This is a genomic window from Streptomyces sp. 11x1, assembly GCF_032598905.1.
In the GTDB taxonomy this organism is placed as follows: Bacteria; Actinomycetota; Actinomycetes; order Streptomycetales; family Streptomycetaceae; genus Streptomyces.
In genome coordinates this window covers 7,004,551-7,030,669 of the sequence record NZ_CP122458.1, presented here as the reverse complement: position 1 = coordinate 7,030,669, position 26,119 = coordinate 7,004,551, and the positions used below count along the sequence as shown (strand labels likewise).

General features: G+C 70.5%; 24 protein-coding genes. 15 read left to right on the top strand and 9 right to left on the bottom strand.

Features of this window, described 5'->3' with window-relative positions; all coding sequences use genetic code 11:
- Window positions 1–53: 53 nt before the first annotated feature.
- Window positions 54–2,453: a SpoIIE family protein phosphatase gene (locus P8T65_RS30895; protein WP_316728445.1), complete on the bottom strand. Its 2,400-nt coding sequence runs from the start codon at window positions 2,451–2,453 to the stop codon at window positions 54–56.
- Window positions 2,454–2,557: 104 nt separating this feature from the next.
- Here P8T65_RS30895 and P8T65_RS30890 point away from each other — a divergent pair, with 104 nt between their 5' ends.
- Window positions 2,558–6,730, top strand: a complete 4,173-nt coding sequence (locus P8T65_RS30890; protein ID WP_399100905.1) for a HAMP domain-containing protein — start codon at window positions 2,558–2,560, stop codon at window positions 6,728–6,730.
- Window positions 6,727–7,299, top strand: a complete 573-nt coding sequence (locus P8T65_RS30885; protein ID WP_316728443.1) for a response regulator — start codon at window positions 6,727–6,729, stop codon at window positions 7,297–7,299. The genes P8T65_RS30890 and P8T65_RS30885 overlap by 4 nt, the downstream gene beginning before the upstream one ends.
- Before the next feature lie 81 nt (window positions 7,300–7,380).
- On the opposite strand, the gene P8T65_RS30880 is transcribed toward P8T65_RS30885, so the two are convergent.
- Window positions 7,381–9,258 (bottom strand): AMP-binding protein, encoded by a 1,878-nt coding sequence (locus P8T65_RS30880; protein ID WP_316728442.1) that lies wholly within the window; start codon window positions 9,256–9,258, stop codon window positions 7,381–7,383.
- Window positions 9,259–9,558: 300 nt separating this feature from the next.
- Window positions 9,559–11,427 carry a translation elongation factor 4 gene (lepA, locus tag P8T65_RS30875; RefSeq protein ID WP_316728441.1) on the bottom strand — a complete coding sequence of 623 codons (1,869 nt, stop codon included), beginning with the start codon at window positions 11,425–11,427 and terminating at the stop codon, window positions 9,559–9,561.
- Between the two features lie 214 nt (window positions 11,428–11,641).
- Between lepA and rpsT the strand changes: the two genes are divergently transcribed.
- Entirely contained in the window at window positions 11,642–11,908 is a 267-nt protein-coding gene (gene rpsT / locus P8T65_RS30870; protein ID WP_184894177.1) for a 30S ribosomal protein S20, read from the top strand.
- Window positions 11,909–12,277: 369 nt separating this feature from the next.
- On the opposite strand, the gene holA is transcribed toward rpsT, so the two are convergent.
- The 5 genes from holA to P8T65_RS30845 all read right to left on the bottom strand — a co-directional run bounded on the left by holA (window position 12,278) and on the right by P8T65_RS30845 (window position 17,512).
- Complete coding sequence (gene holA / locus P8T65_RS30865) at window positions 12,278–13,264, bottom strand: DNA polymerase III subunit delta (protein WP_316728440.1); 987 nt, start codon at window positions 13,262–13,264, stop codon at window positions 12,278–12,280.
- Window positions 13,265–13,354: 90 nt separating this feature from the next.
- Window positions 13,355–13,600, bottom strand: a complete 246-nt coding sequence (locus P8T65_RS30860; RefSeq protein WP_316728438.1) for a hypothetical protein — start codon at window positions 13,598–13,600, stop codon at window positions 13,355–13,357.
- Window positions 13,601–13,651: 51 nt separating this feature from the next.
- The gene (locus tag P8T65_RS30855) at window positions 13,652–14,068 is read right to left on the bottom strand and encodes a hypothetical protein (RefSeq protein ID WP_316728436.1); all 417 of its coding nucleotides are present in this window, start codon (window positions 14,066–14,068) and stop codon (window positions 13,652–13,654) included.
- 32 nt (window positions 14,069–14,100) lie between these two features.
- Window positions 14,101–14,955, bottom strand: a complete 855-nt coding sequence (locus tag P8T65_RS30850) for an arylamine N-acetyltransferase (RefSeq protein WP_316728435.1) — start codon at window positions 14,953–14,955, stop codon at window positions 14,101–14,103.
- A gap of 4 nt (window positions 14,956–14,959) precedes the next feature.
- Entirely contained in the window at window positions 14,960–17,512 is a 2,553-nt protein-coding gene (locus P8T65_RS30845) for a ComEC/Rec2 family competence protein (RefSeq protein WP_399103276.1), read from the bottom strand.
- A 221-nt stretch (window positions 17,513–17,733) separates the two neighbouring features.
- Here P8T65_RS30845 and P8T65_RS30835 point away from each other — a divergent pair, with 221 nt between their 5' ends.
- From P8T65_RS30835 to P8T65_RS30780, 12 genes are all read left to right on the top strand, one after another.
- A complete protein-coding gene (locus P8T65_RS30835; protein ID WP_316728432.1) occupies window positions 17,734–18,126 on the top strand; it encodes a hypothetical protein in 393 nt (130 codons plus the stop codon).
- 19 nt (window positions 18,127–18,145) lie between these two features.
- Window positions 18,146–18,826: a hypothetical protein gene (locus P8T65_RS30830; protein WP_316728431.1), complete on the top strand. Its 681-nt coding sequence runs from the start codon at window positions 18,146–18,148 to the stop codon at window positions 18,824–18,826.
- On the top strand, window positions 18,823–19,329 hold the full coding sequence (locus P8T65_RS30825; protein ID WP_316728430.1) for a hypothetical protein: 507 nt from the start codon (window positions 18,823–18,825) through the stop codon (window positions 19,327–19,329). The genes P8T65_RS30830 and P8T65_RS30825 overlap by 4 nt, the downstream gene beginning before the upstream one ends.
- Window positions 19,326–19,694, top strand: coding sequence for a DUF6907 domain-containing protein (locus P8T65_RS30820; RefSeq protein ID WP_316728429.1), 369 nt, complete (start codon window positions 19,326–19,328; stop codon window positions 19,692–19,694). Before P8T65_RS30825 ends, P8T65_RS30820 begins: the two co-directional genes overlap by 4 nt.
- A gap of 190 nt (window positions 19,695–19,884) precedes the next feature.
- On the top strand, window positions 19,885–21,015 hold the full coding sequence (locus P8T65_RS30815; protein WP_316728428.1) for a conjugal transfer protein: 1,131 nt from the start codon (window positions 19,885–19,887) through the stop codon (window positions 21,013–21,015).
- Entirely contained in the window at window positions 21,012–21,188 is a 177-nt protein-coding gene (locus P8T65_RS30810; RefSeq protein ID WP_316728427.1) for a hypothetical protein, read from the top strand. The genes P8T65_RS30815 and P8T65_RS30810 overlap by 4 nt, the downstream gene beginning before the upstream one ends.
- A complete protein-coding gene (locus P8T65_RS30805) occupies window positions 21,185–21,517 on the top strand; it encodes a hypothetical protein (RefSeq protein ID WP_316728426.1) in 333 nt (110 codons plus the stop codon). Before P8T65_RS30810 ends, P8T65_RS30805 begins: the two co-directional genes overlap by 4 nt.
- Window positions 21,518–21,615: 98 nt before the next feature.
- Window positions 21,616–21,828 (top strand): hypothetical protein, encoded by a 213-nt coding sequence (locus tag P8T65_RS30800; RefSeq protein ID WP_316728425.1) that lies wholly within the window; start codon window positions 21,616–21,618, stop codon window positions 21,826–21,828.
- The gene (locus tag P8T65_RS30795; protein ID WP_316728424.1) at window positions 21,821–21,994 is read left to right on the top strand and encodes a DUF6257 family protein; all 174 of its coding nucleotides are present in this window, start codon (window positions 21,821–21,823) and stop codon (window positions 21,992–21,994) included. Before P8T65_RS30800 ends, P8T65_RS30795 begins: the two co-directional genes overlap by 8 nt.
- An 87-nt stretch (window positions 21,995–22,081) precedes the next feature.
- Window positions 22,082–24,202, top strand: a complete 2,121-nt coding sequence (locus P8T65_RS30790) for a cell division protein FtsK (RefSeq protein WP_316728423.1) — start codon at window positions 22,082–22,084, stop codon at window positions 24,200–24,202.
- A 338-nt stretch (window positions 24,203–24,540) separates the two neighbouring features.
- Window positions 24,541–24,882 carry a hypothetical protein gene (locus tag P8T65_RS30785; protein WP_316728422.1) on the top strand — a complete coding sequence of 114 codons (342 nt, stop codon included), beginning with the start codon at window positions 24,541–24,543 and terminating at the stop codon, window positions 24,880–24,882.
- Window positions 24,883–25,221: 339 nt separating this feature from the next.
- Window positions 25,222–25,725 (top strand): hypothetical protein, encoded by a 504-nt coding sequence (locus P8T65_RS30780; RefSeq protein WP_316728421.1) that lies wholly within the window; start codon window positions 25,222–25,224, stop codon window positions 25,723–25,725.
- Window positions 25,726–25,835: 110 nt separating this feature from the next.
- Here the strand turns inward: P8T65_RS30780 and P8T65_RS30775 are convergent, their stop codons facing one another.
- Complete coding sequence (locus P8T65_RS30775; protein WP_316728420.1) at window positions 25,836–26,051, bottom strand: hypothetical protein; 216 nt, start codon at window positions 26,049–26,051, stop codon at window positions 25,836–25,838.
- Between the last annotated feature and the right edge of the window lie 68 nt (window positions 26,052–26,119).

Here is a 26,119-nt window from a genome sequence, read left to right as displayed (position 1 = left end):
CCATTGTCCAGCACGGCCCGGCCGACGGTTCCCGTCGCCGGCTGCGGCGGTCGTCACTCCGCCCGCAGCACCAGCAGTGCAAGGTCGTCGTCCGGTGGCCGTTCCCCGAACTCGTGCACGAGGCGGCGGATGCGTTCGGCGACCAGCTGGGCGTCGAGGCCCGCGCAGTCGGAGAGCGCGGCGGCGAGGCCGTCCCCGTCGTCGAACATGCGCGGGCCGCTGCGGCGCTCGGTGACCCCGTCGGTCACGCAGAGCAGCGTGTCGCCGCAGCGCAGCTCGAACGTCTCGGAGACGTACTCGGTGTCCTCGATCACGCCCAGCAGCGTCTGCGGCTCGGCCACGGTCCGGACGTCGCCGTCGGGGCCGAGGAGCAGGGGCAGCGGGTGCCCGGCGGAGGCGAGGGTGCAGCGGACGCCGCCGGGGACGGGGACGAGCTCGCCGTAGAGGAGGGAGAGGAAGCGGGTCTGGGAGGCGTCGGGGTCGACGAGGCCGGGGTCGCCGGCGGTGACCAGGGCGCGGGCGGCGGCGTCGGCGGCCTCGGTGGCGTCGTCGAGGAGAAGCTGGTTGAGGCGGTCGAGCACGTCGGCCACGCCGTAGCCCTCGCGGGCGAGCAGCCGCAGCCAGGGCCGGGCGAGACCGATGACCACGGCGGCCTCGGGGCCCTTGCCCTGGACGTCGCCGATCGCGAAGCACCAGCGGCCCCGGCCGGCGGGGAACAGGTCGTAGAAGTCGCCGCTGGGTCCGCCCTTGTCGCACGGCTCGTACACCAGAGCGCTCGACACCCCGGGGATCTCGGCGACCGCGCCCGGCAGCAGGCCGCGCTGGAGCACCCGGCTGATGGTCACCTGGCGTGCGTACTGGCGTGCCGCGCCGATGGACAGCGCGATGCGTCGGCTGAGGTCCTCGACCAGCCCGGTCACCTCGTCCGGGAACCGGAGCAGCCCGGCCCGCCCGATGACGAGCGTCCCGAGCGGCCGCCCCCCGGCGATCAGCCGATAGGCAAGCGCGGCCCCACCTTCACACGCCTGCGCGGGCCCGCCTTCAGGGTCCCGCGCGGGCCCACCTTCACAGTCCCGCACGGCCCCACCTTCGGGGTCCCGCGCGGGCCCATCGTCACGCTCCCGCACGGGACCGCCGCCCTGCCCGCGCTCGAACCCGCCGGCACGCTCCCGCAGGGGTCCGCCGTCACGCTCCCGCAAGGGCCCGCCGGCAAGTTCTCGCTCCGACCCGCCGTCAGGCTCCTGCACCGGCCCGCCCGCACTCGCCCTCACCGGCCGGTCCTCCTCATCCGGTTCCGGCCACGGGACGGGGACCGCCCTCGACCGCACGGAATCGGGCAGTCTCGGTGGGTTCCTCTCCAGGGCCCGGCGCAGTTCCTCGATGCGGTTCTCGCTGCCGTGCCAGACGCGGGCGAGCCGGGGCGCGGGGCCCGGCGAACCGTCGCCGCCGCGCCAGCCCAGCCCCTCGTCCTCCAGCCACACCGCGCACCAGTCGGCCAGCCTCGGCACCAGCAGCTGCCCGGCGAGCGCGGCGACCAGATCCTCGTCGAGTTGCCCGGCGAGCAGGTCGGACGCCTCGGCCAGGAAGGAGAGAGCGCCCCGGTTCAACCACTCCCGGTCGCGCTCCCCATGTTGCCGGGGCTCGGGCGCGACCAGATCGAGCGGGTCCGGGCCCTGCTCACGGGCGCCCTCGGCGCCGTCTGCGCCGTCTCCGACGCGACCTGCGTACGCCCGCGCACCGCCGGACTCCCCCGCGTCCTCCACACCGGCGTACGCTGGCGCATCGTCGAGCCCCCGCACTTCCTCGTCGCCGGCGTACGCCCGCGCGGCCTCGGCCCCCACCCCGGACACGTCACCGCTGTACGCCCCGTACGCGTCCTCCACCGCCATCGCCCCGTCGACCGACAGCCGGGCCCAGACGGTCTTCATGGCGGTCCGGTAGGTGATCCCCCAGGCTTCGGAGAGCGCCGCGACGAGCCGCAGGCCGCGTCCGTACTCGGCGGCCCCGTAAGGCCGTTCGACGAGGTAGGGGCGTTCGGCGCCCTCGTCCCGTACCGCCCGGGAGGGATGGTGGTCCGAGACCTCGACGAGCAGCCACCCGGCGGAGGCCGGGTCGTCGCGCCCCAGACGGCAGAGCAGCTCGACATCCGTGCCCGCGTGGACGACCGCGTTGGTGACCAGCTCGCTGACCACGACGAGGGCGTCCTCGACGAGGCGGGCGGAGAGGGCCGCGGTGCCCGGCAGGTCGAGCTCGGCCCACTCCGCGAGCGCGCTGCCGACGAAGCGCCGGGCGGCTCCCGGCGCGAGCGGTCCGCCGGGCAGAGACACATGCACCACCGCGCGCCGGTCCGCGCCCGCGTACGCGGGCGCGGCAGACAGCGCCTCCGCCCCGACGCGCGCGGGCGCATCGGGCGCGCAGGACGCGGTCTCCCGTTGCGTCGGAATGGCCCCCACTGAGCGGCTCCCGGAGAAAGTTCGGACGAATAGGCCTCAGACGGCACGGACAGAGTGACAGACTGACCACGCCCATAAGCGCCGAGTTACCGAAGTGGGCCACCATGAGTGAGAACAGTGCTACGCGGGTGCTCCGAGACGGTCAAAAAGACAGCCAAACGGACGTTCTGATCCGGGCATCCGATCTCCGCGCGCTGACCGCGGCCATGACCGCCGCCCGCGACGGCAGCTTCACGAAAGTCCCGGAGGCGGGCCCCACCCCGGTGGCGGAGCTGTGCGCCCTCTTCAACCAGATCATCGACCGCAGCACCCACTTCAGCACCGAAGTGCAGCGTGTACGGCGGGAGTTGGTCCGGCACGGCCGCCTCGACGAGCGACTGTCGGCCAGCCCGGGCCAGGGCGCCTGGGCGACCCGCGTCGACGACGTGAACCAGACGCTCGACGCCCTGGTCGCCCCCGCCGCCAACGCCACCCGGGTCCTGGACGCGGTGGCCGGCGGCGACCTCACCCAGCGGGTCGACCTGCATGACGGCAACCGTCAACTCCGGGGTGACCTGAGGCGGTTGGGCCGCGCCGTGAACAAGATGGTCGACCAGCTGTCCCTGTTCACCGGCGAGGTGACCCGGGTGGCCCGCGAGGTCGGCACGGAGGGCCGACTCGGCGGCCGGGCCAAGGTCCGTGGTCTGTCCGGGAGTTGGCGGGACGTGACCGAGGCGGTGAACACCATGGCCGCCCGACTGACCGCGCAGGTGCGGGACATCGCCCTGGTGACCACCTCGGTGGCGCGCGGCGACCTCACCCGTACGGTGACGGTCGAGGCGACCGGCGAGTTGCTCGAACTGAAGCTCACCGTGAACACGATGGTCGATCAGCTGTCCGCCTTCGCCGACGAGGTCACCCGCGTCGCCCGCGAGGTCGGCACCGAGGGGCAGCTCGGCGGCCGCGCGCAGGTCCGGGGCGTCTCGGGCGTCTGGAAGGACCTCACCGACAACGTCAACTTCATGGCGTCGAACCTGACCTCCCAGGTCCGCAACATCGCCCAGGTCACGACCGCCGTCGCCAACGGCGACCTCAGCCAGAAGATCACGGTCGACGCGCAGGGCGAGATCCTGGAGCTGAAGTCGACGATCAACACGATGGTCGACCAGCTCTCCGCCTTCGCCGACGAGGTCACCCGCGTCGCCCGCGAGGTCGGCACCGAGGGCAACCTCGGCGGCCGCGCGCAGGTCCGGGGCGTCTCCGGCGTCTGGAAGGACCTCACCGACAACGTCAACTTCATGGCGGACAACCTGACCTCCCAGGTCCGCAACATCGCCCTCGTCTCCACGGCCGTCGCGCAGGGCGACCTCGGCAAGAAGATCACCGTCGAGGCCAAGGGCGAGATCCTGGAGCTGAAGTCGACGATCAACACGATGGTCGACCAGCTCTCCGCCTTCGCCGACGAGGTCACCCGCGTCGCCCGCGAGGTCGGCACCGAGGGCAACCTCGGCGGTCAGGCGCAGGTGCGGGGCGTGTCGGGCGTCTGGAAGGACCTCACCGACAACGTCAACTTCATGGCGCTGAACCTGACTTCGCAGGTCCGCAACATCGCCCAGGTCACCACGGCCGTCGCCAACGGCGACCTCTCCAAGAAGATCACCGTCGACGCGCGCGGCGAGATCCTGGAACTGAAGGACACCGTCAACACGATGGTGGAGCAGCTGCGGGCCTTCGCCGACGAGGTGACGAGGGTGGCCCGTGAGGTCGGAACCGACGGCGCGCTCGGCGGCCGGGCCCAGGTGCTGGGCGTGTCCGGTGTCTGGCGGGACCTCACGGACAACGTCAACTACATGGCGGACAACCTGACTTCGCAGGTCCGCAACATCGCCCAGGTCACCACGGCCGTCGCCAACGGCGACCTCTCCAAGAAGATCGACGTGGACGCGCGCGGCGAGATCCTTGAGCTGAAGACCGCCATCAACACCATGGTGGACACCCTCTCCTCCTTCTCCTCCGAGGTCACCCGGGTCGCCCGCGAAGTCGGCTCGGAGGGTCAACTCGGCGGCCAGGCACGGGTGGAGGGCGTCTACGGCACCTGGAAGCGGCTGACGACGAACGTCAACGAGCTCGCCCTGAACCTGACCACGCAGGTCCGCGCGATCGCCGAGGTCGCCTCCGCCGTGGCCCAGGGCGACATGTCCCGCTCCATCACGGTGGAGGCGCGCGGCGAGGTCGCCGAGCTGAAGGACAACATCAACCTGATGGTGGCGAACCTCCGTGAGACGACCCGCGCGAAGGACTGGCTGGAGTCGAACCTCGCCCGGCTCGCCGCCCTGATGCAGGGCCACCGCGACCTGATGGAGGTCGCCGACCTGATCCTGCGCGAGCTGACCCCGCTGGTGAACGCCCAGTACGGCGCGTTCTACCTGGCCGACCCCGACGAGGACGGCGCGGCCCCGCTCCCGGTGGCGCCCACCAAGGGCCTGGCCTTCATCGCGGGCTACGGTGCGGCGCAGGGCGCGACCGTCGAGACCGGTGGTCTGCCGGTGCACGGTCTGGTCGCGCAGGCGGCCCGCGAGAAGAAGCGGATCCTGGTGGACGAGGCCCCACCCGGCTACATCAAGATCAACAGCGGCCTCGGTGAGGCCTCGCCGTCCAGCGTCGTCATCATCCCGATCCTGTTCGAGGACAAGCTCCTCGGGGTGATCGAGCTGGCGTCCTTCTCCCGCTTCTCCGATGTCCACCTGGCGTTCTTCGACCAGTTCGTGAACACCATCGGTGTCGCCATCAACACCATCATCGCCAACTCCCGTACGGAGTCCCTCCTCGGCGAGTCCCAGCGCCTCGCCATGCAGCTCCAGGAGCGCTCGGACGAACTGCAGATGCAGCAGGCGGAGTTGCAGCGATCCAACGCCGAACTGGAGGAGAAGGCAGCGCTGTTGGCCACCTCCTCGCAGTACAAGTCGGAGTTCCTGGCGAACATGTCCCATGAGCTGCGCACCCCGCTGAACTCCCTGCTGATCCTGGCGCGGCTGCTCTCCGACAACCCGGACGGCCATCTCACCGACCAGGAGGTCCAGTTCGCCACCACGATCCACCGCTCCGGCTCGGACCTCCTCCAGCTGATCAACGACATCCTCGACCTGTCGAAGATCGAGGCGGGCCGGATGGACGTACGCCCGAAGCGCCTGCCGCTGATCAAGCTCCTGGACTACGTCCACGCGACGTTCCGGCCGCTCACCCTCGACCGGGGCCTGGCCTTCGAGGTGACGGTCGGCGAGGACGTCCCCCGCGAGATGTACTCGGACGAGCAGCGCCTCCAGCAGATCCTGCGCAACCTCCTCTCCAACGCGATCAAGTTCACCGCGTCCGGCCGGGTCGAGCTGACCGTCAGCCGAGTCAAGGACCCGGAGCACCGCTACACCCGCGAGGACCACGACGAGGTGATCGCCTTCGCCGTCTCGGACACCGGCATCGGCATCGCGGCCGAGAAACTCCCGGTGATCTTCGAGGCGTTCCAGCAGGCCGACGGCACCACCAACCGCAAGTACGGCGGCACCGGCCTCGGTCTGTCCATCAGCCGCGAGATCGCCGGCCTGCTCGGCGGCCGCATCATCGCGGAGAGCGTCCCCGGCAGGGGCTCGACCTTCACCCTGTACGTCCCGGTCTTCAGCCCGGGCCACGGGGTGACGGGCCCGGTGATCGAGGAGCACGGCAGCCTCGTCCCCGAGCAGCTGACCACGGAGCCGTACCCGGCCGCGCATGACGACGAGGTGCACGACGGCGACGACTCCTGGCCGGCGCCCACCAAGCTGGAGGCGTGGAAGGTGGGGCGCGCGGGCGAGGTGCTGCCCGGCCGCCGGGTGCTGATCGTCGACGACGACATCCGCAACGTCTTCGCGCTCACCCATGTCCTGGGCCGGGTCGGCATGCCCGTCCTGTACGCGGAGAACGGCCGCGAGGGCATCGAGACCCTGGAGCGCAACCCGGACGTCGAACTCGTCCTGATGGACATCATGATGCCGGAGATGGACGGCTACGAGACGATCTCCGCCATCCGCCGCACCCCGCGCTGGGCGGGTCTGCCCATCGTCGCCCTCACCGCCAAGGCGATGCCCGGCGACCGCGAGAAGTCCATCGCCCGCGGCGCCAACGACTACGTACCGAAGCCGGTGGACGTCGACCAGCTGCTCACGGTCGTCTGCGCGGTCCTCGACCCGGAAACCCCCCAGGGTCCGCAGAGCGCCGAGCCGTCCCCCGGGAAACGCACCGAAGAGAACGAGGCACCCTCCCCATGACCCCTCAGGACCGGACCGACCAAAGTGCGGGCATCCTCCTCGTCGACGACATGGAGGACAATCTGCTCGCCCTGGAGGCCGTCCTGGCATCCCTCAACGAGCCGCTCGTCCGCGCCCGTTCGGGCGAGGAGGCGATGAAGGCCCTCCTGCGGCACCGGTTCGCCGTCGTCCTCCTCGACATCCGGATGCCCGGCATGGACGGCTTCGAGACCGCCGCCCACATCAAGCGCCTCGACCAGACGAAGGACGTCCCGATCATCTTCCTCACGGGCACGGACGCCGACACCGGCTACGCCTTCCGCGGCTACGCCACCGGCGCCGCCGACTACCTCACCAAACCCTTCGACCCCTGGGTGTTACGGGCGAAGGTCAGCGTCTTCCTGGACCTGCACCGCAAGACCCGGGAGCTGGAAACCCTGCGGGCGGTCCAACGGGAGCACACGGAACAGGTCGACACCCGCTTGGCGGCGCTGGAAAAACAACTGGCCTCACCCACACCGGACTTGACCGAGCTGCGCATACAGATACGCGACCTTCGAACCCTGATGGAGACCAACCGCGCCCTTTAGGGGCGCGGGGAACTGCGCGACCAGCCGCGACGAACCCGCAGCTGAAGACGGCCCGCAGTTCCCCGGCTTTCACGCGGAGCGCTACGCCTCGCGCGCACCGGCGTACATGTCCTCGATCAGGTGCAGGTACTCCTTCTCCACCACCGGCCGCTTCAGCTTCAGGCTCGGCGTGAGCTCACCGTGCTCCACATCGAGGTCCCGCGGCAGCAACCGGAACTTCTTGATCGTCTGCCACCGCTGCAAGCCCTCGTTGAGCTGCTTGACGTACCCGTCGACCATCTCGACCGTGGCGGGCGCCGCGATGATCTCCTCGTACGTCTTCCCGGCCAGCCCGTTCTCCGCGGCCCACCCCTGGAGGGACGGCTCGTCGAGGGCGATGAGGGCCGTGCAGAAGTTCCGGTCCGCGCCGATCACCATCACGTTGGAGGTGAAGGGGCACAGCGACTTGAACTGCCCCTCGATCTCGGTCGGCGCGATGTACTTGCCGCCGGACGTCTTGAAAAGGTCCTTCTTCCGGTCGGTGATCCGCAGGTAGCCGTCGGGCGACAGCTCCCCGATGTCACCGGTGTGGAACCACCCGTCGGCCTCCAGCACCTCCGCCGTCTTCTCCGGCAGCCCGTGGTAGCCCTCCATCACACCGGGGCCGCGCAGCAGGATCTCGCCGTCGTCCGCGATCCGCACCTCGCAGCCGGGCAGCGGCTTGCCGACCGTGCCGGTGCGGTAGGCCTCGCCGGGGTTCACGAAGGACGCCGCCGAGGTCTCGGTCAGGCCGTAGCCCTCCAGGATGTGGATGCCGGCGCCGGCGAAGAAGAAGCCGATGTCGGGCGCGAGCGCGACCGAACCGGAGATACAGGCCCGCAGCCGGCCGCCGAACGCCTCGCGGAGCTTGGCGTACACCAGCGTGTCGGCGATCTTGTGCTTCGCGCCGAGCGCGAACGGCACCGAGGCGGTGCCGGTGCGGCGGAAGTTGTCCTGGCTGGCCTTGGCGTACTCGCGGGAGACCCCGGCCGCCCACTGGAAGATCTTGTACTTGGCCGGGCCGCCCGCGCGGGCCTTGGCGACGACGCCGTTGTAGACCTTCTCGAAGATGCGGGGCACGGCCGCCATGTAGGTCGGCCGCACCACCGGAAGGTTCTCGATGATCTTGTCGATCCGGCCGTCCACGGCGGTGACGTGCCCGACCTCGATCTGACCGCTGGTGAGCACCTTGCCGAACACGTGCGCGAGCGGCAGCCACAGGTACTGCACATCCTCCGCGCTGACCAGCCCGGTCGCGGCGATCGCCTTCGCCATGTACGACCAGTTGTCGTGCGGCAACCGGACACCCTTGGGGCGCCCGGTGGTGCCGGAGGTGTAGATGAGCGTGGCGAGCTGGTCCTTGGTGATCGCGCCGACCTTCTCCTTGATCAGGTCGGGCTTCTTCTCCAGGTACGCGGTGCCGCGCTTCTCCAGCTCGGCCAGGGAGAGGACCCAGTCCTCCGAGAGGTCCGCACCCTCCGTGTCGATGACGACGACATGCGTCAGGTCGGGCAGCTCGGCCTTCTTCTCCCGGGCCTTGGCGAGCTGAGCCGCGTCCTCGGCGATGAGGACCCGACTGGCGGAGTCCGCGAGGATGTACGCCGACTCCTCGGCGTTGGTCTGCGGATAGACGGTCGTGGTGGCGGCGCCGGCGCACATGATGCCGAGGTCGGCGAGGATCCACTCGATGCGGGTCGACGAGGCGAGGGCGACGCGCTGCTCCGGCTGCACGCCCAGCTCGATCAGCCCGGCCGCGACGGCGTACACCCGTTCGGCCGACTGCGCCCAGCTCAGCGACTTCCAGTCGGAGGGCCCCTCCCCGGAGGCCGGTGGCACCGGGTAGCGGTAGGCCTCGCCGTCGGGCGTGGCCGCCACGCGCTCGAGGAAGAGGGCCGCCACCGAGGGCGGACGGTTCTCGATCAGGGTCTGTGTGTCGCTCACGACATCCTCCGGGGCACGCGACAGTACAGCTGGCTCACGGACTGTGCGGCTGGCTCAAAGCGGCTGTTGTTTAACTCGCGAGTAACTATCGAGTGGTGATCAGGGTAGAGCGCGGTCGGCCGGTTGGTAAGGGGCGGCGGGCAGTCACTTTCCACCGAGAACTACCGTACGGACACGCCCCGACGCCTCTGGGAAGACTTGCGGGCCCGCCGCGCCGAAACGCGACGGGCCCGCATTGTGCCCGAGTTTCCGCGGGTAACAGTGGCTACCCCGCGGTCGGCGACCACCGGTCGCCGTTGGCTATTTCTTGCCCTTGCCGCCGCCGGCGCTGTCGTCGCTGGACAGTACGGCGATGAAGGCCTCCTGCGGAACCTCCACGGAGCCCACCATCTTCATCCGCTTCTTGCCTTCCTTCTGCTTCTCCAGCAGCTTCCGCTTCCGGGAGATGTCACCGCCGTAGCACTTGGCGAGGACGTCCTTGCGGATGGCGCGGATGGTCTCGCGGGCGATGACGCGCGAGCCGATGGCCGCCTGGATGGGCACCTCGAAGGCCTGCCGCGGGATGAGCTCGCGCAGCTTGGCGACGAGCCGCACCCCGTAGGCGTACGCCGCGTCCTTGTGCGTGATCGCGGAGAAGGCGTCGACCTTGTCGCCGTGCAGCAGGATGTCGACCTTGACGAGGCTGGAGGTCTGCTCACCCGTGGGCTCGTAGTCCAGCGACGCGTACCCGCGCGTCTTCGACTTCAGCTGGTCGAAGAAGTCGAAGACGATCTCCGCGAGCGGCAGCGTGTACCGGATCTCGACCCGGTCCTCCGACAGGTAGTCCATGCCGAGCAGGGTGCCGCGCCGGGTCTGGCACAGCTCCATGATCGAGCCGATGAACTCGGTCGGCGCGAGGATCGTGGCCCGCACGACGGGCTCGTACACCTCGTTGATCTTGCCTTCGGGGAACTCGCTCGGGTTGGTGACCGTGTGCTCGGTGCCGTCCTCCATGACGACGCGGTACACGACGTTCGGCGCGGTGGCGATGAGGTCGAGCCCGAACTCGCGCTCCAGCCGCTCCCGGATCACGTCGAGGTGCAGCAGCCCGAGGAAACCGACGCGGAAACCGAAGCCCAGCGCGGCGGACGTCTCCGGCTCGTACACGAGCGCGGCGTCGTTGAGCTGGAGCTTGTCGAGCGCGTCACGCAGCTCGGGGTAGTCGGACCCGTCCAGCGGATACAGACCGGAGAAGACCATCGGCTTGGGGTCCTTGTATCCCCCGAGCGCCTCGGTCGCCCCCTTCGCCTGGCTGGTGATCGTGTCACCGACCTTGGACTGGCGGACGTCCTTCACGCCGGTGATGAGGTAGCCCACCTCACCGACGGCCAGCCCGTCGGCGGGCAGCATCTCGGGCGAGTTGGTCCCGATCTCCAGCAGCTCGTGCGTGGCGCCGGTGGACATCATCCGGATCCGCTCGCGCTTGTTGAGCTGCCCGTCGATCACACGGACGTACGTGACCACGCCCCGGTACGAGTCGTACACCGAGTCGAAGATCATCGCGCGGGCGGGCGCGTCCTTGACGCCGACCGGCGCCGGAACCTCGGCCACGACCCGGTCGAGCAGCGCGTCGACCCCCACACCCGTCTTCGCGGAGACCTTCAGCACGTCCTCGGGATCGCAGCCGATGAGGTTCGCCAGCTCCTCGGAGAACTTCTCGGGCTGCGCGGCCGGCAGGTCGATCTTGTTCAGTACGGGAATGATCTTGAGGTCGTTCTCCATCGCCAGGTACAGGTTGGCGAGGGTCTGGGCCTCGATCCCCTGAGCCGCGTCGACGAGGAGGACGGTCCCCTCACAGGCCGCCAGCGACCGCGACACCTCGTACGTGAAGTCGACGTGCCCGGGGGTGTCGATCATGTTGAGGATGTGCGTGTTGCCCGGATCGGCGGTCGGCGCCCAGGGCAGACGGACCGCCTGGGACTTGATCGTGATGCCGCGCTCACGCTCGATGTCCATCCGGTCGAGGTACTGAGCACGCATCTGCCGCTGCTCGACGACACCGGTCAGCTGGAGCATCCGGTCGGCGAGCGTGGACTTGCCGTGGTCGATGTGCGCGATGATGCAGAAATTGCGGATCAGAGCCGGGTCGGTACGGCTCGGCTCGGGCACATGGCTAGGGATCGCGGGCACGCAGGGTCCTGATTCTTGAGGCGTCCGCAGCCGTCTGCGGTCTCGGGTCGGATCGGGTCTGGCGGGGCTGTACGTAGGCACCATGGTCCCACGGGTGGAGGGCTGGGACCGGTTTGGGCCGACGCGAGAGCTGCTGGTAACGTGGGCGGCTGTGTCTCATGCCCTCTCTGCAGGAGGCACATCCCAAGGAAAACCAAGCTGAAAAGGCTCATTCGTGGCGAACATCAAGTCCCAGATCAAGCGGAACAAGACCAACGAGAAGGCGCGCCTTCGCAACAAGGCCGTCAAGTCGTCGCTCAAGACCGCGGTCCGCAAGGCCCGTGAGGCCGCTGCCGCGGGTGACGTCGAGAAGGCCACCGAGTACCAGCGCGCTGCCGCGCGTCAGCTCGACAAGGCCGTCTCGAAGGGCGTCATCCACAAGAACCAGGCCGCCAACAAGAAGTCGGCGCTTGCTTCCAAGGTCGCTTCCCTCCAGGGCTGAGCTTCACCTTTGATCTGATCGTCGGCTGGACCCAGGGCGGGCCCTCTCTCATCCGCTCCCACCCGACACCCCGGATCCGCACGCGGCCTGCGTTCGCCACGCGGGTGCGGATCCACCGTCTTGAACCGAAGGCCCCGTCGCCCGCCCCTTCCCGGGGCGGCCGACGGGGCCTTCGGCATGCCGCAGGTGAGCACGCCGGAAGCCGGGGTCACTCAGGAGCGCCGGGCGACCGCAGGCTCTTCAGGGGCGCGGGGAACTGCGCGAGAACCCCCCACGCACCCGCACGCACCCTGCCGCCACTCCTCCTCGACCCGGGGTCGAAGGGGCAGCGCCCCTGGGACGCGACGGGTAGGGGCGGCGGGCGAAGAGTCACCCCCGACGCGACCGCGCCGCCCGCGCGATCACCACAACCGCCTTCTCCAACGCGTACTCCGGATCATCTCCCCCACCCTTGACCCCCGCATCCGCCTCCGCCACCGCCCGCAAGGCGACAGCCACCCCCTCCGGCGTCCACCCCCGCATCTGCTGCCGCACCCGATCGATCTTCCACGGCGGCATCCCCAACTCCCGCGCGAGATCCGCGGGCCGCCCACCCCGCGCCGACGACAGCTTCCCGATCGCCCGCACCCCCTGGGCCAGCGCACTCGTGATCAACACCGGCGCCACCCCCGTCGCCAGCGACCAACGCAGCGCCTCCAACGCCTCCGCCGCCCGCCCCTCGACGGCCCGATCGGCCACCTCGAAGCTCGACGCCTCGGCCCGCCCCGTGTAGTACCGCCCGACCACCGCCTCGTCGATGGTCCCCTCAACGTCCGCCACCAACTGCGACGCCGCGGACGCCAACTCCCGCAGATCGCTCCCGATCGCGTCGACGAGCGCCTGGCACGCCTCGGACGTCGCGGACCGCCCGAGCGTCCGGAACTCCCCCCGCACGAACGCCAGCCGATCGCCCGGCTTCGTCATCTTGGGGCACGCCACCTCCCGCGCCCCCGCCTTGCGCGCCGCGTCCAGCAGCCCCTTGCCCTTGGCGCCGCCCGCGTGCAGCAGCACCAGGGTGATCTCCTCGGCGGGAGCCCCCAGGTACGCCTTCACGTCCTTGACCGTGTCGGCCGACAGGTCCTGCGCGTTGCGCACGACCACGACCTTGCGCTCCGCGAAGAGCGACGGACTGGTCAGCTCGGCGAGGGTGCCGGGCTGCAGCTGGTCCGAGGTCAGATCCCGCACGTCCGTGTCGGCGTCCGAGGCCTTCGCGGCGGCCACCACCACCTGCACAGCCCGGTCGAGCAGCAGCTCCTCCTGCCCCACGGCCAACGTCACGGGGGCGAGAGGATCATCGTTCACAGTCTTCTTGGCCATCCCGGACAGCATCCCACGGCCCACTGACAACCCGACCGCCCCAGCGACCGGGCCTCCCCCCTCAGCGCACGGAACCGCGGCGCGGGACCACTACGGCTCCTCACGCCATCCCTCCCACTCCCCCGCGAACTCGTCCAGCGCCACCGCGTCGAGCCGCTCCCGCTCGTCCCGCAGCACCACCAGCCACTGCGCGTCCTCGGCGTCGTCCTCCCCGGCCAACGCGTCCCGCAGCAACTGCGGCTCCTCATCCAGCCCGAACCGCTCCCGCAGCGCCTCGACCACTTCCTCCGCGGCATCCCGATCCGGCAACACCAACACATGCCTCACATCACTCACACCCCCATCTTCCGCCACCCCCTCCCCTCCCCTCCCCTCCCCCCAGAGGGTCTACGACCTGGCAATCTCCTGCCGGAGCTGGTGGGTGAAGCGACGCAGGAGGTCCAAGGTCTCCCGGAACTCGGCCCGGCGGTCGTCCCTGCCGTCGGTGGGCCGCGTGCTCCAGACCCTGACCGCGAGGGCATCGGCGAGGTCGACGGTGTCGCTGGAGCAGAGCAGGTAGAGGGCCGAGCGTGCCTCCTGCATCCGGTTCACCAACTCGTCGGCCCCGGGACCGTCGTCACTCAGCCGTGTCTGCTTCAGGTGGTCCAGGAGCTGAACGACGGCCGTGTTGAAGCCGATCCCGGCTTTGAGCTTCTGCTCGCGGAGCCACATGCGGTCCTGCCGGCGCGCGGTGAACCACGAACCGAACACCGCCCCCATGAGACCGATGGCGGCCCCTATGGCCACGGGCAGGACGCTCTCCACGGTCAGCTCCCCCGTCGTACGGTGCCGTCAGGCTACAGGCCCTCGGAACCTCCCTCGACGAGCGCGCCCACACGCTCCTCACGGCCCTTCCCCACCTCCGGCACCCGGTCCAACTCCAGCCCGAAGCGGTCTCGGTACGTCGCCAACACCTCCGCGTCCGAGCCCAGCTCGGTCACCTCACGGGCGCCATCCGCCGAGGTGACGGTGAACGTACGACCGCTGAGGGTGATGCGGCCGCCGTCCTCCGTGAGCAGGGAGCAGACGAGCGAGCGGGTGAAGTGGGAGGCCGGCGAGGTGCTGTGCCACCACGCCCCCGCCGCGAAGTCCCCGAGCGCCCTCGGTCGCGTCTCCAACCGGTACTGCGGCTTGCCGTTGCGGAACACGTCCAGGTCCCCGAACTCCCGGCCCCCGCTCTCCCGGTCCACCTCGGCCACCCGGAACATGCCGCCCGGATCCTCCTGCTCCGTCCGGTTCCCGAACTCCAGCGGATAGTGGCTGTTCGCCCCGAACCCGACATCGGCCAGCCAGTCGCCCCCGTCCACCGTCCGCACCCTCAGCGCGAGATGGTCGTACGGGATGCCGACCTGTCCCTCCTCCCCGTACACCCGTGCCGCGAGCAGCGTCACATCGAACCCGAGCTTCGAGAGCAACGCCCCGAACGAGCCGTTCAGTTCGTAGCAGAACCCGCCCCTGCGCCGCCCGACGACCTTGTCCAGCAGCCGCTTCTCCTCCAGGACGATCTCCTCCCCGAGGTGGATCGACAGATTCTCGAACGGCACCGCCCGCAGATGGCGCAGGTGCAGTTCGCGCAGTACGTCGACGGTGGGCCAGGCCTGCTGCTCGGCCCCGAGGCGGCGAAGGTAGGCGTCAAGCTCTGCGGTGTCCATGCCCTCAGTCTCTCGCCACGAGCAACTCCTTCGCCGTACCCGCGACGGCGACCGCGCCGTCCTCGTCCGTACGCAGCACCGTGGCACCCCCGGCCCTCAGCGCCGCGACCGTTCTGGGCGCGGGATGGCCGTACGGGTTGTCCGCGCCCACGGAGATGAGCGCCAGCCTGGGGGCCATGGCCCGTATCAGTCCCGGATCCTGGTAGGCCGACCCGTGGTGGGCGACCTTCACCACATCCACGGCTCCCAGCGCGGCCGCTTCCGGGGACCTCGCCAGCTCACGTTGGCCGGGCGGTTCCAGGTCGCCGAGGAGCAGCAGGGTCAGCCCTCCCGAGCGGACGAGCAGGGTCACACTGGCGTCGTTCGGGCCGTCCGGCGTGACCGCGTCACCCGGCGGCCACAGCACCCGCCAGGCGAGACCGCCCGTGCGCCGCTCCTCCCCGGCCACGGCCCATGTCAGCGGGATCCCCCGGGCCGCCGCCTCCCCGCGCACGAACGCGGCCTGCTCCACGGGCTCCTCGAACCCCGTCGTCGCGATCGCCCCCACCGAGCGCCCCCGCAGCACCCCCGGCAGCCCCACCACATGGTCGGCGTGGAAGTGGGTGAGGACCACGAGCGGGACCTCGGTGATGCCCAACGAGGTCAGACAGCGGTCGACCAGGACCGGATCGGGACCCGCGTCCACGACCACCCCGGCCCCCTCTCCCGCCGCGAGGACGGTCGCGTCCCCCTGGCCCACGTCGCACATCACGAAGCGCCAGCCCGGCGGCGGCCACCCCGTGATCACCCTGGTCAGCGGCGGTGGCTGCACCACGACCAGCAGGAACGCCATCAGGCAGGCGCCCACCAGCCACGGATGGCTCGCCAGCCGCCGGCCGACGAGGACGACGACCACGGTGACCAGGGCGAGCAGCAGCGCGCCGGTCCAGCTGCCCGGCCAGTCCACGCCCGCGCCCGGCATCGAGGCCCCGGTGCGGGCGATGTCCGCGATCCAACCGGTCGGCCAACTCGCGCACCAGGCAAGGCCCTCGGCCACGGGCATCGCCACCGGAGCGGTCGCCAGGGTGGCGAACCCGAGCACCGTCGCCGGGGCCACCGCGAACTCCGCCAGCAGATTGCACGGCACCGCCACCAGGCTCACCTTCGCCGACAGCACGGCCACGACCGGCGCGCACACCGCCTGCGCGGCCCCCGCCGCCGCCAGCGCCTCGGCCGGACGCGGTGGCACCCGGCGCCGCTGGAGCGCCGCACTCCAGCGCGGGGCGAGGGTGAGCAGGGCACCGGTCGCGAGGACGGAGAGCAGGAAGCCGTAACTGCGGGCCAGCCACGGGTCGTACAGCACCAGCAGCAGCACCGCCGTCGCCAGGGCCGGGATCAGGGACCTGCGGCGCCCGGTCGCGATGGCCAACAGAGCGATCGAACCGCATGCCGCCGCCCGCACCACGCTCGGGTCCGGTCGGCACACGATCACGAAGCCCAGAGTCAGTGCCCCACCGGCCAGCGCGGTCACCCGCAACGGGATCCCGAGCCGGGGTGCCAGCCCCTTCCGCTCGGCCCGTTGTGCCAGCCCCGGCGGGCCGATGAACAGGGCCAACAGGATCGTGAAGTTCGCACCGCTGACAGCCAGGAGATGGGTGAGATCGGTCGCCTTGAACGCCTCGTCCAACTCCGCCGGAACCCGTGAGGTGTCCCCGACGACGAACCCGGGCAGCAAAGCCCGCGCGTCCGGGTCCAGCCCGTCGGTCGCCTCCCGCAGCCCCGCGCGCAACCGCCCCGCGACCCGCTGCACGGCGCTCGCCTCCTCCACCACGGCCGGCGCCCCACCGCCCCGCACCCGCAGCACGCCCGCCACCCGGTCTCCCCCGGCCATGGCCGGCACGGCCTGCGCCACCACCCGCACCCGCGTGGACGGCAACAGCGAGAGCCAGGCCGCCCGACCGGCCCCCGCCGCCACGTCGACGACGACCAGCACCGGGGTCCGCGTGTCGGCGACCGACCCGTCCGGGCTCCGCACACGCCGCACCTCGGCCTGGAGGAGTACCGCGGCCGGGGCCGCGCGGTTGCCCTGGATCCGGGGGCGGGTGAGGCGCGGGTCGGAGGTGAGCTCCACCTCCGCCGTCACACGGGCGTATTCCTCGGCCAGGCCAGGCACCGGCCCTCGCCGCAGATCCGCCCCGTGCAGCCCGGCGGAGGCGGCAGCCGCGCCCGCACAGAGCAGCACGGCGGCGACGGACACCTTCGTCCACGCAACGCCCCCACGCCCCCGGCGATACCCGAGCCCCCGCCCTTGCCCTTGCCCTTGCCCTTGCCCTTGCCCTTGCCCTTGCCCTTGCCCTTGCCCTTGCCCTTGCCCTTGCCCTTGCCCTTGCCAGGCGAGCAGAGCCACGCCCACCACCGCACAGAGCACGGCCACTCCCGTGACCCACCCCGGCGAGGCGTGCACCGTCAGCGCCGCCGTCGCCCACGCGGCCAGCGCCGGTGGCACCAGGCGCAGGTCAGTGGGCCCCTCCTGCCTGGGATGTGGGTCACCGAGCCGACTGCCGGAGGCCACGTGCACGGCGGGCCGCGGCGGACCACCCCGCACCCCGGCCCCCGCCGGCACCCTCTCTTCCTCTCCCGTCGCCCTCATGGCCGTACGAGATTCCGTAGGTCGGCGAAGCGGCGGTCTCCGAGAGGATGATGGGTATCTAGCAAAGGGCAAAGATACGGCCCCCGGCGGTGTTGGAAGCACCGACCGAGGGCCTGACGGACCTACCTGACTAGACCAGGAGACCGCTGATGCAGAAGTGTGCCATCCGTCGTGAGCGCCGCGCTACGCGCCGCGTCCTTCGCGCCGCCCTCCGCTCCCGTTCGGCTGAGACCCGTCTCGCCGCGAGCTGCCGTCGCCGCCCGCGCTCTCTGGCCACCGTCGCCCTCGCGGCCGGCGTCGCCAAGGACACCGTGACCGGCGTCACGAACGGCCTCCGCAGCGTGGCGAAGCGCCTCGCCGTCACCCCCGCCGAGCAGGCCCGCACCCGCCGCACCGTCGCCGGTGGCCGCGCCCGCCAGACCCGCTCGGTCTCCCGCTTCACCCTCGCCCAGGTCACCGGCCTCGTCGCCGCCTACCGGCCGCGCAAGCCGGAGTACCGCGCCGCCGTCGCCCTGATCGCCGCCTTCACCGCCGCCGCCTGAGCCGAGGGGACCGAACACCATGAAGAACAGCATCCGTATCCACGCCGGTCTGCTCGCCACCACTGCGGGCTGCGTCCGCGACAGCAAGCCCCGCGTCAAGATCGACCCGACCCACCCCCACATCAAGGCCGCGACCAACACCGTCAACATCGCCACCGCAGCCGACAACAAGGCGGAAGCCACCCGGCGCCGCATGCTCGACCAGTGGAACGAGGTCGCCGAACTCGCTCGTGCCCGCGGCGTCCACACCCCCGCCGTCGAGCGCTTCCACAACGAGATGGCGCTCCTCCTGGCCGTCACCCCCGACCCCGCCGCCACCCTCGACCGGCTCCTGCAGGTGTTCACCCGCGAGCGCGCCAAGAACACCCCCGGCGCCTGCCACGTCTACCCCGGCCTGTGCACCTCCGTGGATGGCGAGGACGGCAACGAGGTCGACGAGCACGGCCGACACTACGACCACGGCGGGCGCACCATCTCCGTGCCCGGCCTGGAGAACGAGCACGACCCGGAGATCTGGGCCGAGTTCATCCACCTCTCCTCCAGCACCCCGAAGATCGGGTTCATGGGCGCGGACCTCACCCCCGCTCAGGTCCGTGAGAAGGCGGCGCAGCTGCGGCAGTTCGCCGACGAGGCGGACGCGCTCGCCGATCAGGTCGACGTGGCCATCGCCGCCGCCGAGCAGGCCGGGGGCGACCGGTGAGCTTCACGCCCGCCGAGCAGGCGCCCACCCTCCCGGGGGTGGGCGCCCTGCCCGAGCCCTCCAACCTCGCCGTCGCCGCCCGTATCGCGCAGCTGCTCCTCGCCGAGCACGAGCACGTGGACCACCAGGACGTGTTCGCCCTGAACCGTGCCCACGGCGCGCTCGTCGAGACGGTCCGGATCCTGCTGCGCGCCGTCGGCGCCGAACCGGCCGAGGCCAAAGGGTCCGCATTGGTGCGGACCCCTGGCGGTGACAAGCGCTGCCCGGCCGCTCACCCCGACGACCCCACCCCGTGCACTGGTCCGCCCACGGTGACCGTCCTCGACGCGCACAACGCCGGCGCCGACGGATGCCAGCACCACGGCGCCCGGCTCCTCGCCTCCCTCGACGGGGGCAGGGTGTACGGCCTGCCGCACGCCACCCCCGGCACCGCCATCCGTGTGTTCCAGGCCGCGGCCGGCCTCCGCCCCTTCTGCTGGGTCGAGCGGGGTGAGCACCAGTGACCGAGCCCGGCACGATCACCGTGCACACCCTCGACCACGGCCCGGTCTCTCTGCCCGAACCCGCCTGGTGCATCGGCGGCCACGAGGACGGCGGCCACCGCGCCGACATCCTCCACACCGGCCCGGACGTGGTGCTCGCCTTCCACGGCCGGCACATCACCGCCGCTGGCCTCGTCCAGTCCCCGTTCGCCGGGGACGCCAGCCCGGAGCTCGGCGGCCGTACGCCCGGCGTGTCCGTGTCCGTCATCGGCCGCACCCTCGACCCGGTCGCCGTGTACGAACTCGCGGCCCGCCTCGACGCGTACGCCGACCAGCTGCGCGGCCTCGCCGACCAGTTGACCGACGTTCTCGGGGGCGACCAGTGAGCGGCCGTAGTCGTATCGCCCGTCCGACGGAGGTGGCCGCCATCCGCGCGGCCGCCCGGTCGGCTCGGCGCAGCCCTTCCGTTCCCGCCCTCATGGCCGCGCTGCTCGACGCGAACGAGCGCCGTGACCGTGAAGGCACCGTTCTCTGCGCGCACCGAATCGTGCGCGCCTCTGAGCCCGAGGTGGGCGAATGACCAGAACCACTACCCGCGAACTCACCTGGGGGCAGGTCGCCGTCCTCGGCGGCGCGGCCATCGCCATGGTCGCCGTCGGAGGCTTCGGCGCCTGGGGCACCTACAGCAACGCCGTCGCCGAATTCCACCGCCAGGCCACCGCCGCCGGTGTCGTCGCCGCCGGCGAAGGCCTCACCCTCATCCTCGCCATGGTGATGCTCGGCCGGACCATGCTCGGCCAGTCCTCACCCGCCGTCGTCCGGGCCGGCATGTGGCTCGCCCCCATCTCCGCCAGCGGCATCGGTATCACCATCGCCAGCGACGTCCGCGAGGCCGCCGTGTACGCGGTCACCCCGCTCGCCATGTCCGGGGCCGCCGAAGGCCTCGGGTTCATCGCCCGCTCGATCGTCGTCTACCGCACCGGCGTGGACGCCGAGGTGATGCGCCGCAACGCCGACGCCGCCCGGCAGCTCGCGTTCCAGCGCGCGGTCGCCGACGGCCACCCCGGCGAGTGGCGCCGCAAGCTCGCCGTCCGCCGCTACTGGTCGCTGGCGAAGTACGTCGGCGTCGGGGACACCGAGCTCGGCGCCGGCCTGGTCGACGTCCAGCGCGTCCGCGTCCGCGAGGGAGCTGATGCGGCCCTCGCCACCATGTACGGCGCACAGACTTCCCCGAAGGCAGTAAGTCCCGCCCCGACCCGGTCGGCGCAGGAGGTGCTCCGGGCCAAGTTCGCCGAGATGGACCCCGTCGACGTCATCCGGATCGCAGCGGATGCGCACCCCGATGCGCCCCCGCCCGAACTCGCCGCCCTCCTCGTCTCCTACGGGGTCGTCGTCGACGCCGTACAGGTCGCCGTCGTCCTCGGCCAGCAGCCCGACGAGTACCAAGTGGACCGCCCTGATACGCCCGCGCATCAGCAGGTCAGCGACCCCGTCGCCGCCCTGGAACCGGTCACGATGGAGGCCGCCGTCGTCGAGGCCGCATCCACCCTCGGCCCGGACGCATCCGCCCGCGAGATCGCCGAGCACGTCGCCCTCAATCGGCGTCTCGTCGTCACCGAGCCGTACGTCCGTACCGCCCTCTCGCGGGCCTCGAAGAAGGCCGAACCGGAGACCCCGGCCAGCCCGATGGAGGGTGGATACGCATGATGAGGCTGATCTTCGGGGCCGTCCTCGGGCTCCTCGTCGCCTACCCGTCTCTGCTGTCCGTCGTCCTCGCCGTGGCCGCCGCAGCCGTCTCTCAGCCGGTCGCTCTCGCGGTCGCCGCCGGGATCATCGCCTGGCCGCGCATTACCCGCCGCATCAAGAGGTGGGCCCGATGAGCGACGCTCTCGACAAGGCCGAGCAGGCGGTCCGCGCCGCCGAGACCGACACGGCCGCCGTACAGCTCGCCATGGCGGCCATGGAGCTGGCGAAGCTCGCCACCCAGCAGCAGGCCCAACAGAGGTCCCCGCAGGACCCCTGTCACCACGACCACCACAAGGCCGGCCGCAGCAGCGGGGAGTGGATCGGCATCGCCTGCGCGGTGTGCGTCGGCTCCATCGGCTTGGCGTTCGCCTCGCTCGCGCTGGCCATCCTCGGCGGGGTCGCCGCGATCGTCGTCCTCGTCCTGCGGGACATGTGGCGCGACATGCAGCGCAAGGGCCGCTGACCTGCCCTTCCGTCCTCCGCCAGTCGTGTCCGTCTCGGGCACGACTGCGGGGGTGCGGTGGGGCCGGACAGCCCGGCCTACAGCCCACGGAGGAACCCGTGACCAGCCGCCAGGAACAGATCACCCTCGCCGCCGAGGCCGCCGCCCGCGCGTCCGACCTCGCCAAGGAGACCGAGAGGGCCGCCAACCACCCCGACAAGCGCAGCCTCGTGCAGAACCTCGCCGCCGCCAGCACCGCATGGTCCGACGCCGCCCAAGCCCACGCCGCGATCGCCGCGCTCCTGCCCGAGACGGAGCCCACCGATGGCTGACGACCTGAAGTTTTCCGACTTCACCGGCGGCGAGCGGGTGCGTATCGCCGTCCTCGTCGCCCGCATGGCCAAGCGCGGTGCCGGCGGTGACGGAGTCGACATCTCCGACCTCCAGCGGCGCGTGGAGCGCATCGAACGGCAGGCCGCCCGACGCAAGAAGAAGTGACCACGCCCCGGGGACGGCCCATCCCGCCAGGTCAGCGACCGTCCCCGGGCCTCCCGCCGTTTGGAAACCAAACAGGAGACACCCAGCATGACCGAAACGATCCCCACCCAGGTCAACGGGCACGCCAAGCCGAACATCTCGCTCATCAAGTTCGAACCCGAACCGAAGCCCGACACCGTCCCCGAGACGCCGGCCGCCGTCGCCGACAAGCCGCGCCCGCGCCGCCGTGTCCGTATCGACCATCTGCGGCGCGTCGTCGTCGAGGCCCGCGAGCACGGCACGTACCGGGCCGTCGTACGACACGGCTCCTACCTGTACGGCGGCGCCCGCATCCTCACCCGACGGGCCTGGGACTCCCGCACCACCGCCCGCCACGAACGCATGATGCGGGCCGCCGAAGCCGCAGGTCAGGAAGACGTCGCCCGCGACTGGGAACAGCGCGCCTACATCTTCCGGCAGTCCCGCCACCGCCGCCGCATGGAACTCCTCCAGCTCGCCATCAACGCCCCCAAAGCCATCGGCTCCGCCACGGCCACCGGCATCGGTGCCCTGCTCATCCTCGGCGTGCTGATCGCCCTGGGCACCGAGGACACCAGCGACATCTTCACCCCGATCAAGGCTGTCATCCAGTTCGTCACCTGGGTCGCGTTCATCGCCGGCGTCATCTGGGACCCACTCCTCGTCGCCCTACCGTTCATCGCCCTCGCCGGAGTCTGGGCCGTCGGCCGGCACCGGCAGACCGCCCCCGCCTGGGCGCTGCCCGGCGACCCCGAGCAGCGCGACGTCGTCCCCGACGAGGGCGCCATCATCCGCGCCCTCGGCAACCTCGGCATCGCCCCGCTCAACAAGGCTCTGAAGGAGGGCTGGCAGCCTCGTTGGGTGTCCCCGACCACCCGGTCCGGGAACGGCTGGCACACTCAGGTTCAGCTGCCGCTCGGCGTCTCCGTCGAGATGATCGCCGACAAGAAGTCGACGCTGGCACACAACCTGCTCCGCAAGCCTGTCGAGGTATGGCCGACCGAGCCGCGCGACCAGGCCGGCGTCCTCGACCTGTGGGTCGCCGACCCCGGTGTTCTCACCAAGCCGGTACCGCCGTGGCCGCTCCTGACGGAGGGCACGACCGACTTCTTCAAGGGCGTCCCGGTCGCGCTCAACGCCCGCGGTGAGCAGGTCATCGGCCGGCTGATGGCCGCCAACTACCTGATCGCCGGAATCATGGGCTCGGGCAAGTCATCGCTGGTCGTCTCGCTGCTGCTCGGCGCGATGCTCGATCCGCTGGTAGAGATCGACGTGCACGTCCTGGCGTACAACAGCGACTACGACGCGATGCGGCCCCGCCTGCGGAGCCTGGTGAAGGGCGACGACGACGAGCACGTGGTCGCGGCCATGGACACGCTGCGGCGCCTGGCCGGCGAAGTCTCCCGCCGCGGGCAGGAACTGGAACGCATCGGCACGGACACCAAGGTCACTCGCGAGATGGCGGAGCGCGACCCGTCCATGCGGCCGCGGATCGTCGTGTTCGACGAGGTCCACGAGTTGTTCGGGCACCCGGAGCACGGCAAGGAAGCCAAGGAACTGGCCTTGAAGGTGACCAAGAAGGCCCGGAAGACGGCCATCATGCTGCTGTGGATCACCCCGGATGCGGATGCGGCGAGCCTGCCGCGCGGGATCTCCAAGACCGTGTCCCACCGGGTGGCGTTCGCGATCAACGACCACCAGGGCAACGACGCGATCCTCGGCACCGGCATGCACAAGAACGGGTACTCGGCGACGACTCTCGTCGCAGGTGAAGACGTCGGTACCGCCATGGCTGCAGGCTTCGGGAAGACTCCCGGACTGATCCGCTCCTACTACGTGCGGAAGGAGGCAGGCGTCGACGAGGTGACCCCGGTCGTCGAGCGCGCCATGGCCCTGTACGAGGGCACCGCAGCCCCCGAGGCGCCCGCCTACGCGCCGGCCGACCACCTCGCCGACATCCTGACCGTCCTCGGCCACGAGACAAAGGCGCGCACTCAGGACGTCCTCCGCCGTCTGGCCGACCACAACCCGGGCGAGTACGACGGCTGGTCGTTCCGCGACCTCAAGCGCGTCCTGGACGACGCCGGGCACGGCGAGTACAAGACCGGCGGCGTCATGCACGTCAGTCGGCAGCGCATCGCCGAAGCCATCGCCGACCGCGAGGACACCCCCCGGGACGGCGACGAGTAGGGAGGCACCCGGATCTCGGGGAGTTCTCCCTACCCGGCTCCCTGCCCTGCCTCCCTCGGTGTGACCTGCGCATATGCCAGTCGAGGGAGGCTAGGGAGGCAGGGGAGGTACACGCCGGGAAACGGGAAACGGGCACCTCAGGCTCCCCGTCCCGCCTCCCTTCCTCAGGCTGCCTGTCGGCCCAAAAACGGACCCCCTGAGGTAGCAGCACCAGGGCACAACAACGAGTCTGGGCATCCACTGGCTATAGGGGGTTTACCCTGCAATCGCTACTCGATCAGCGGAGAACCTGGGGTACCAACAGGAGTCGTACAGGTTGGCGTGCCAAACTGGGCCTCGTGAGCACGCCGGAACCGACAACGCCGCAGTCTCTCCTGCTGAACCTCGTCTGGCCGCAGGAGCAGCCGAAGCCTGAGTTCGTGAACCAGTTCGCGATTGCCTTGGGTGTGCCGAGTGATGAAGCCGTGCCTGAGATCTTCTACCTGAGCATGGGCCACGCGTCACCCCCCACCATAGTGGTCGGATCGGACGGCCAGCTGGACATGCCGGAGGGGGCACCGCCCGAGGTCACTGTTGACGTCCATGGGCGCTACCTCTTTACTCGAAGTACGTTGGACGAATTGATTCGCCTGCTGCAACAGGCGGCGAACAAACACGATCGACTCACTGGGGGCGAGTGACGTGGACACGAACGCGACAAGTTCCGGCCAACTCGGCGTCTACACAGCCTCCACCACTCATAGCCAGGTCAAGGCCTTCGCCTGGGTGACCAGCGGAAGCGCTCAAGCCTCTGGCGGCAACGACGAGCACAGGTACCGAGACATGGTCAACAAGCCCCTGTCTCGCGCTACTGTGGTGGCGCTACGTGAGCGCCTGAAAGACGGCACTGCGCCGACTCGCACGGTACGGAAGAGGGATTGACGGAACTCTCGTGGCGACTGGCTACGAGAGCAGACCGAACCCTGCTGCAAGGCTTCACCTGCACTGTGCCCGCCCGTCGCCTACCCAATAATCGAACATTGCGGCACCATCTGCCTTGGGAATCTGACGTCCAGAAGTGGTTCCGCAATGGCGACGCGTTGGCGGACGCCAACACAGATAGTAGTCACGACGGTCGGTTGCTCCTCGGTATGGACAGAGAGCGACTGGCCGCTTGTGCCTCGCATGCAAGGCTCCGGAACCCAGGCATCGAGACACCGCTCCGTAAGGAGATCGGCTTCGATGGTCCGATCAGGAACCTGAAGGCGGTGGCTGTCGCCTGCGCCGATCGCGGCCAAGGCGGCACCATCGCCGATCAGGTTATGGAGGATGTGCTGTACGACATCCAAAACCGTGAGGCTGGCGAGAGTACGTTGGTCGTCTCGCGCATCAACAAGTCCAACAAAGCAAGCGAGCGCTTTGCTGTCCGAAATGGCTTCGGCCTGCTCGAAGACATCCCAGACCCGGACGACGAGCGAAGCTGGTTCCTTTTGCTGAACCAAGTGCCTGCTGCAGATGTTGAGAAGCCCCTCGTAGCTGCCTGACGCATGCGGCCAGGATCTCTCCCCCTGACGCCCAGTAGTGCGCGCCTCTGCGGCACAACGAGCGTCTTGGGTCGCACGTCGGCCTCCATCCATGGAGGCGCCTGCCTACGTCAGCGCTCCCACACGTCCGGCCCGCCGCCGCGCCAATCGATCAGCCCGGACGACGCGACGTACGCCTCGTCGGCGTCCTCGATCCCGGCCCGCCGCAGGAACTCGGCAACGTCCCGCAGGCTGTACGCCCGGCCGAGGATCTCGCCGTCGACGCGTACGCGCCGGCCACCGTCCTCGTCGGGCGGGTACACGATCACGGGCATCGCAGAAGCCATACGCCAGCGTCGCCCATACGGCGGCATCCGGCACCTTGATGCCGCCACCCGGGTGGCATGCCCTCAGC

Bases quoted from the DNA above. Each gene is read 5' to 3' on its own strand.
- P8T65_RS30790 (WP_316728423.1), top strand. From the start codon at position 22,082: ATGACCGAAACGATCCCCACCCAGGTCAACGGGCACGCCAAGCCGAAC.
- P8T65_RS30890 (WP_399100905.1), top strand. From the start codon at position 2,558: ATGAGTGAGAACAGTGCTACGCGGGTGCTCCGAGACGGTCAAAAAGAC.
- P8T65_RS30850 (WP_316728435.1), bottom strand. From the start codon at position 14,955: ATGGACACCGCAGAGCTTGACGCCTACCTTCGCCGCCTCGGGGCCGAG.
- P8T65_RS30810 (WP_316728427.1), top strand. From the start codon at position 21,012: ATGATGAGGCTGATCTTCGGGGCCGTCCTCGGGCTCCTCGTCGCCTAC.
- P8T65_RS30805 (WP_316728426.1), top strand. From the start codon at position 21,185: ATGAGCGACGCTCTCGACAAGGCCGAGCAGGCGGTCCGCGCCGCCGAG.
- P8T65_RS30775 (WP_316728420.1), bottom strand. From the start codon at position 26,051: ATGGCTTCTGCGATGCCCGTGATCGTGTACCCGCCCGACGAGGACGGT.
- P8T65_RS30830 (WP_316728431.1), top strand. From the start codon at position 18,146: ATGAAGAACAGCATCCGTATCCACGCCGGTCTGCTCGCCACCACTGCG.
- P8T65_RS30795 (WP_316728424.1), top strand. From the start codon at position 21,821: ATGGCTGACGACCTGAAGTTTTCCGACTTCACCGGCGGCGAGCGGGTG.
- P8T65_RS30815 (WP_316728428.1), top strand. From the start codon at position 19,885: ATGACCAGAACCACTACCCGCGAACTCACCTGGGGGCAGGTCGCCGTC.
- holA (WP_316728440.1), bottom strand. From the start codon at position 13,264: ATGGCCAAGAAGACTGTGAACGATGATCCTCTCGCCCCCGTGACGTTG.
- P8T65_RS30885 (WP_316728443.1), top strand. From the start codon at position 6,727: ATGACCCCTCAGGACCGGACCGACCAAAGTGCGGGCATCCTCCTCGTC.
- P8T65_RS30835 (WP_316728432.1), top strand. From the start codon at position 17,734: ATGCAGAAGTGTGCCATCCGTCGTGAGCGCCGCGCTACGCGCCGCGTC.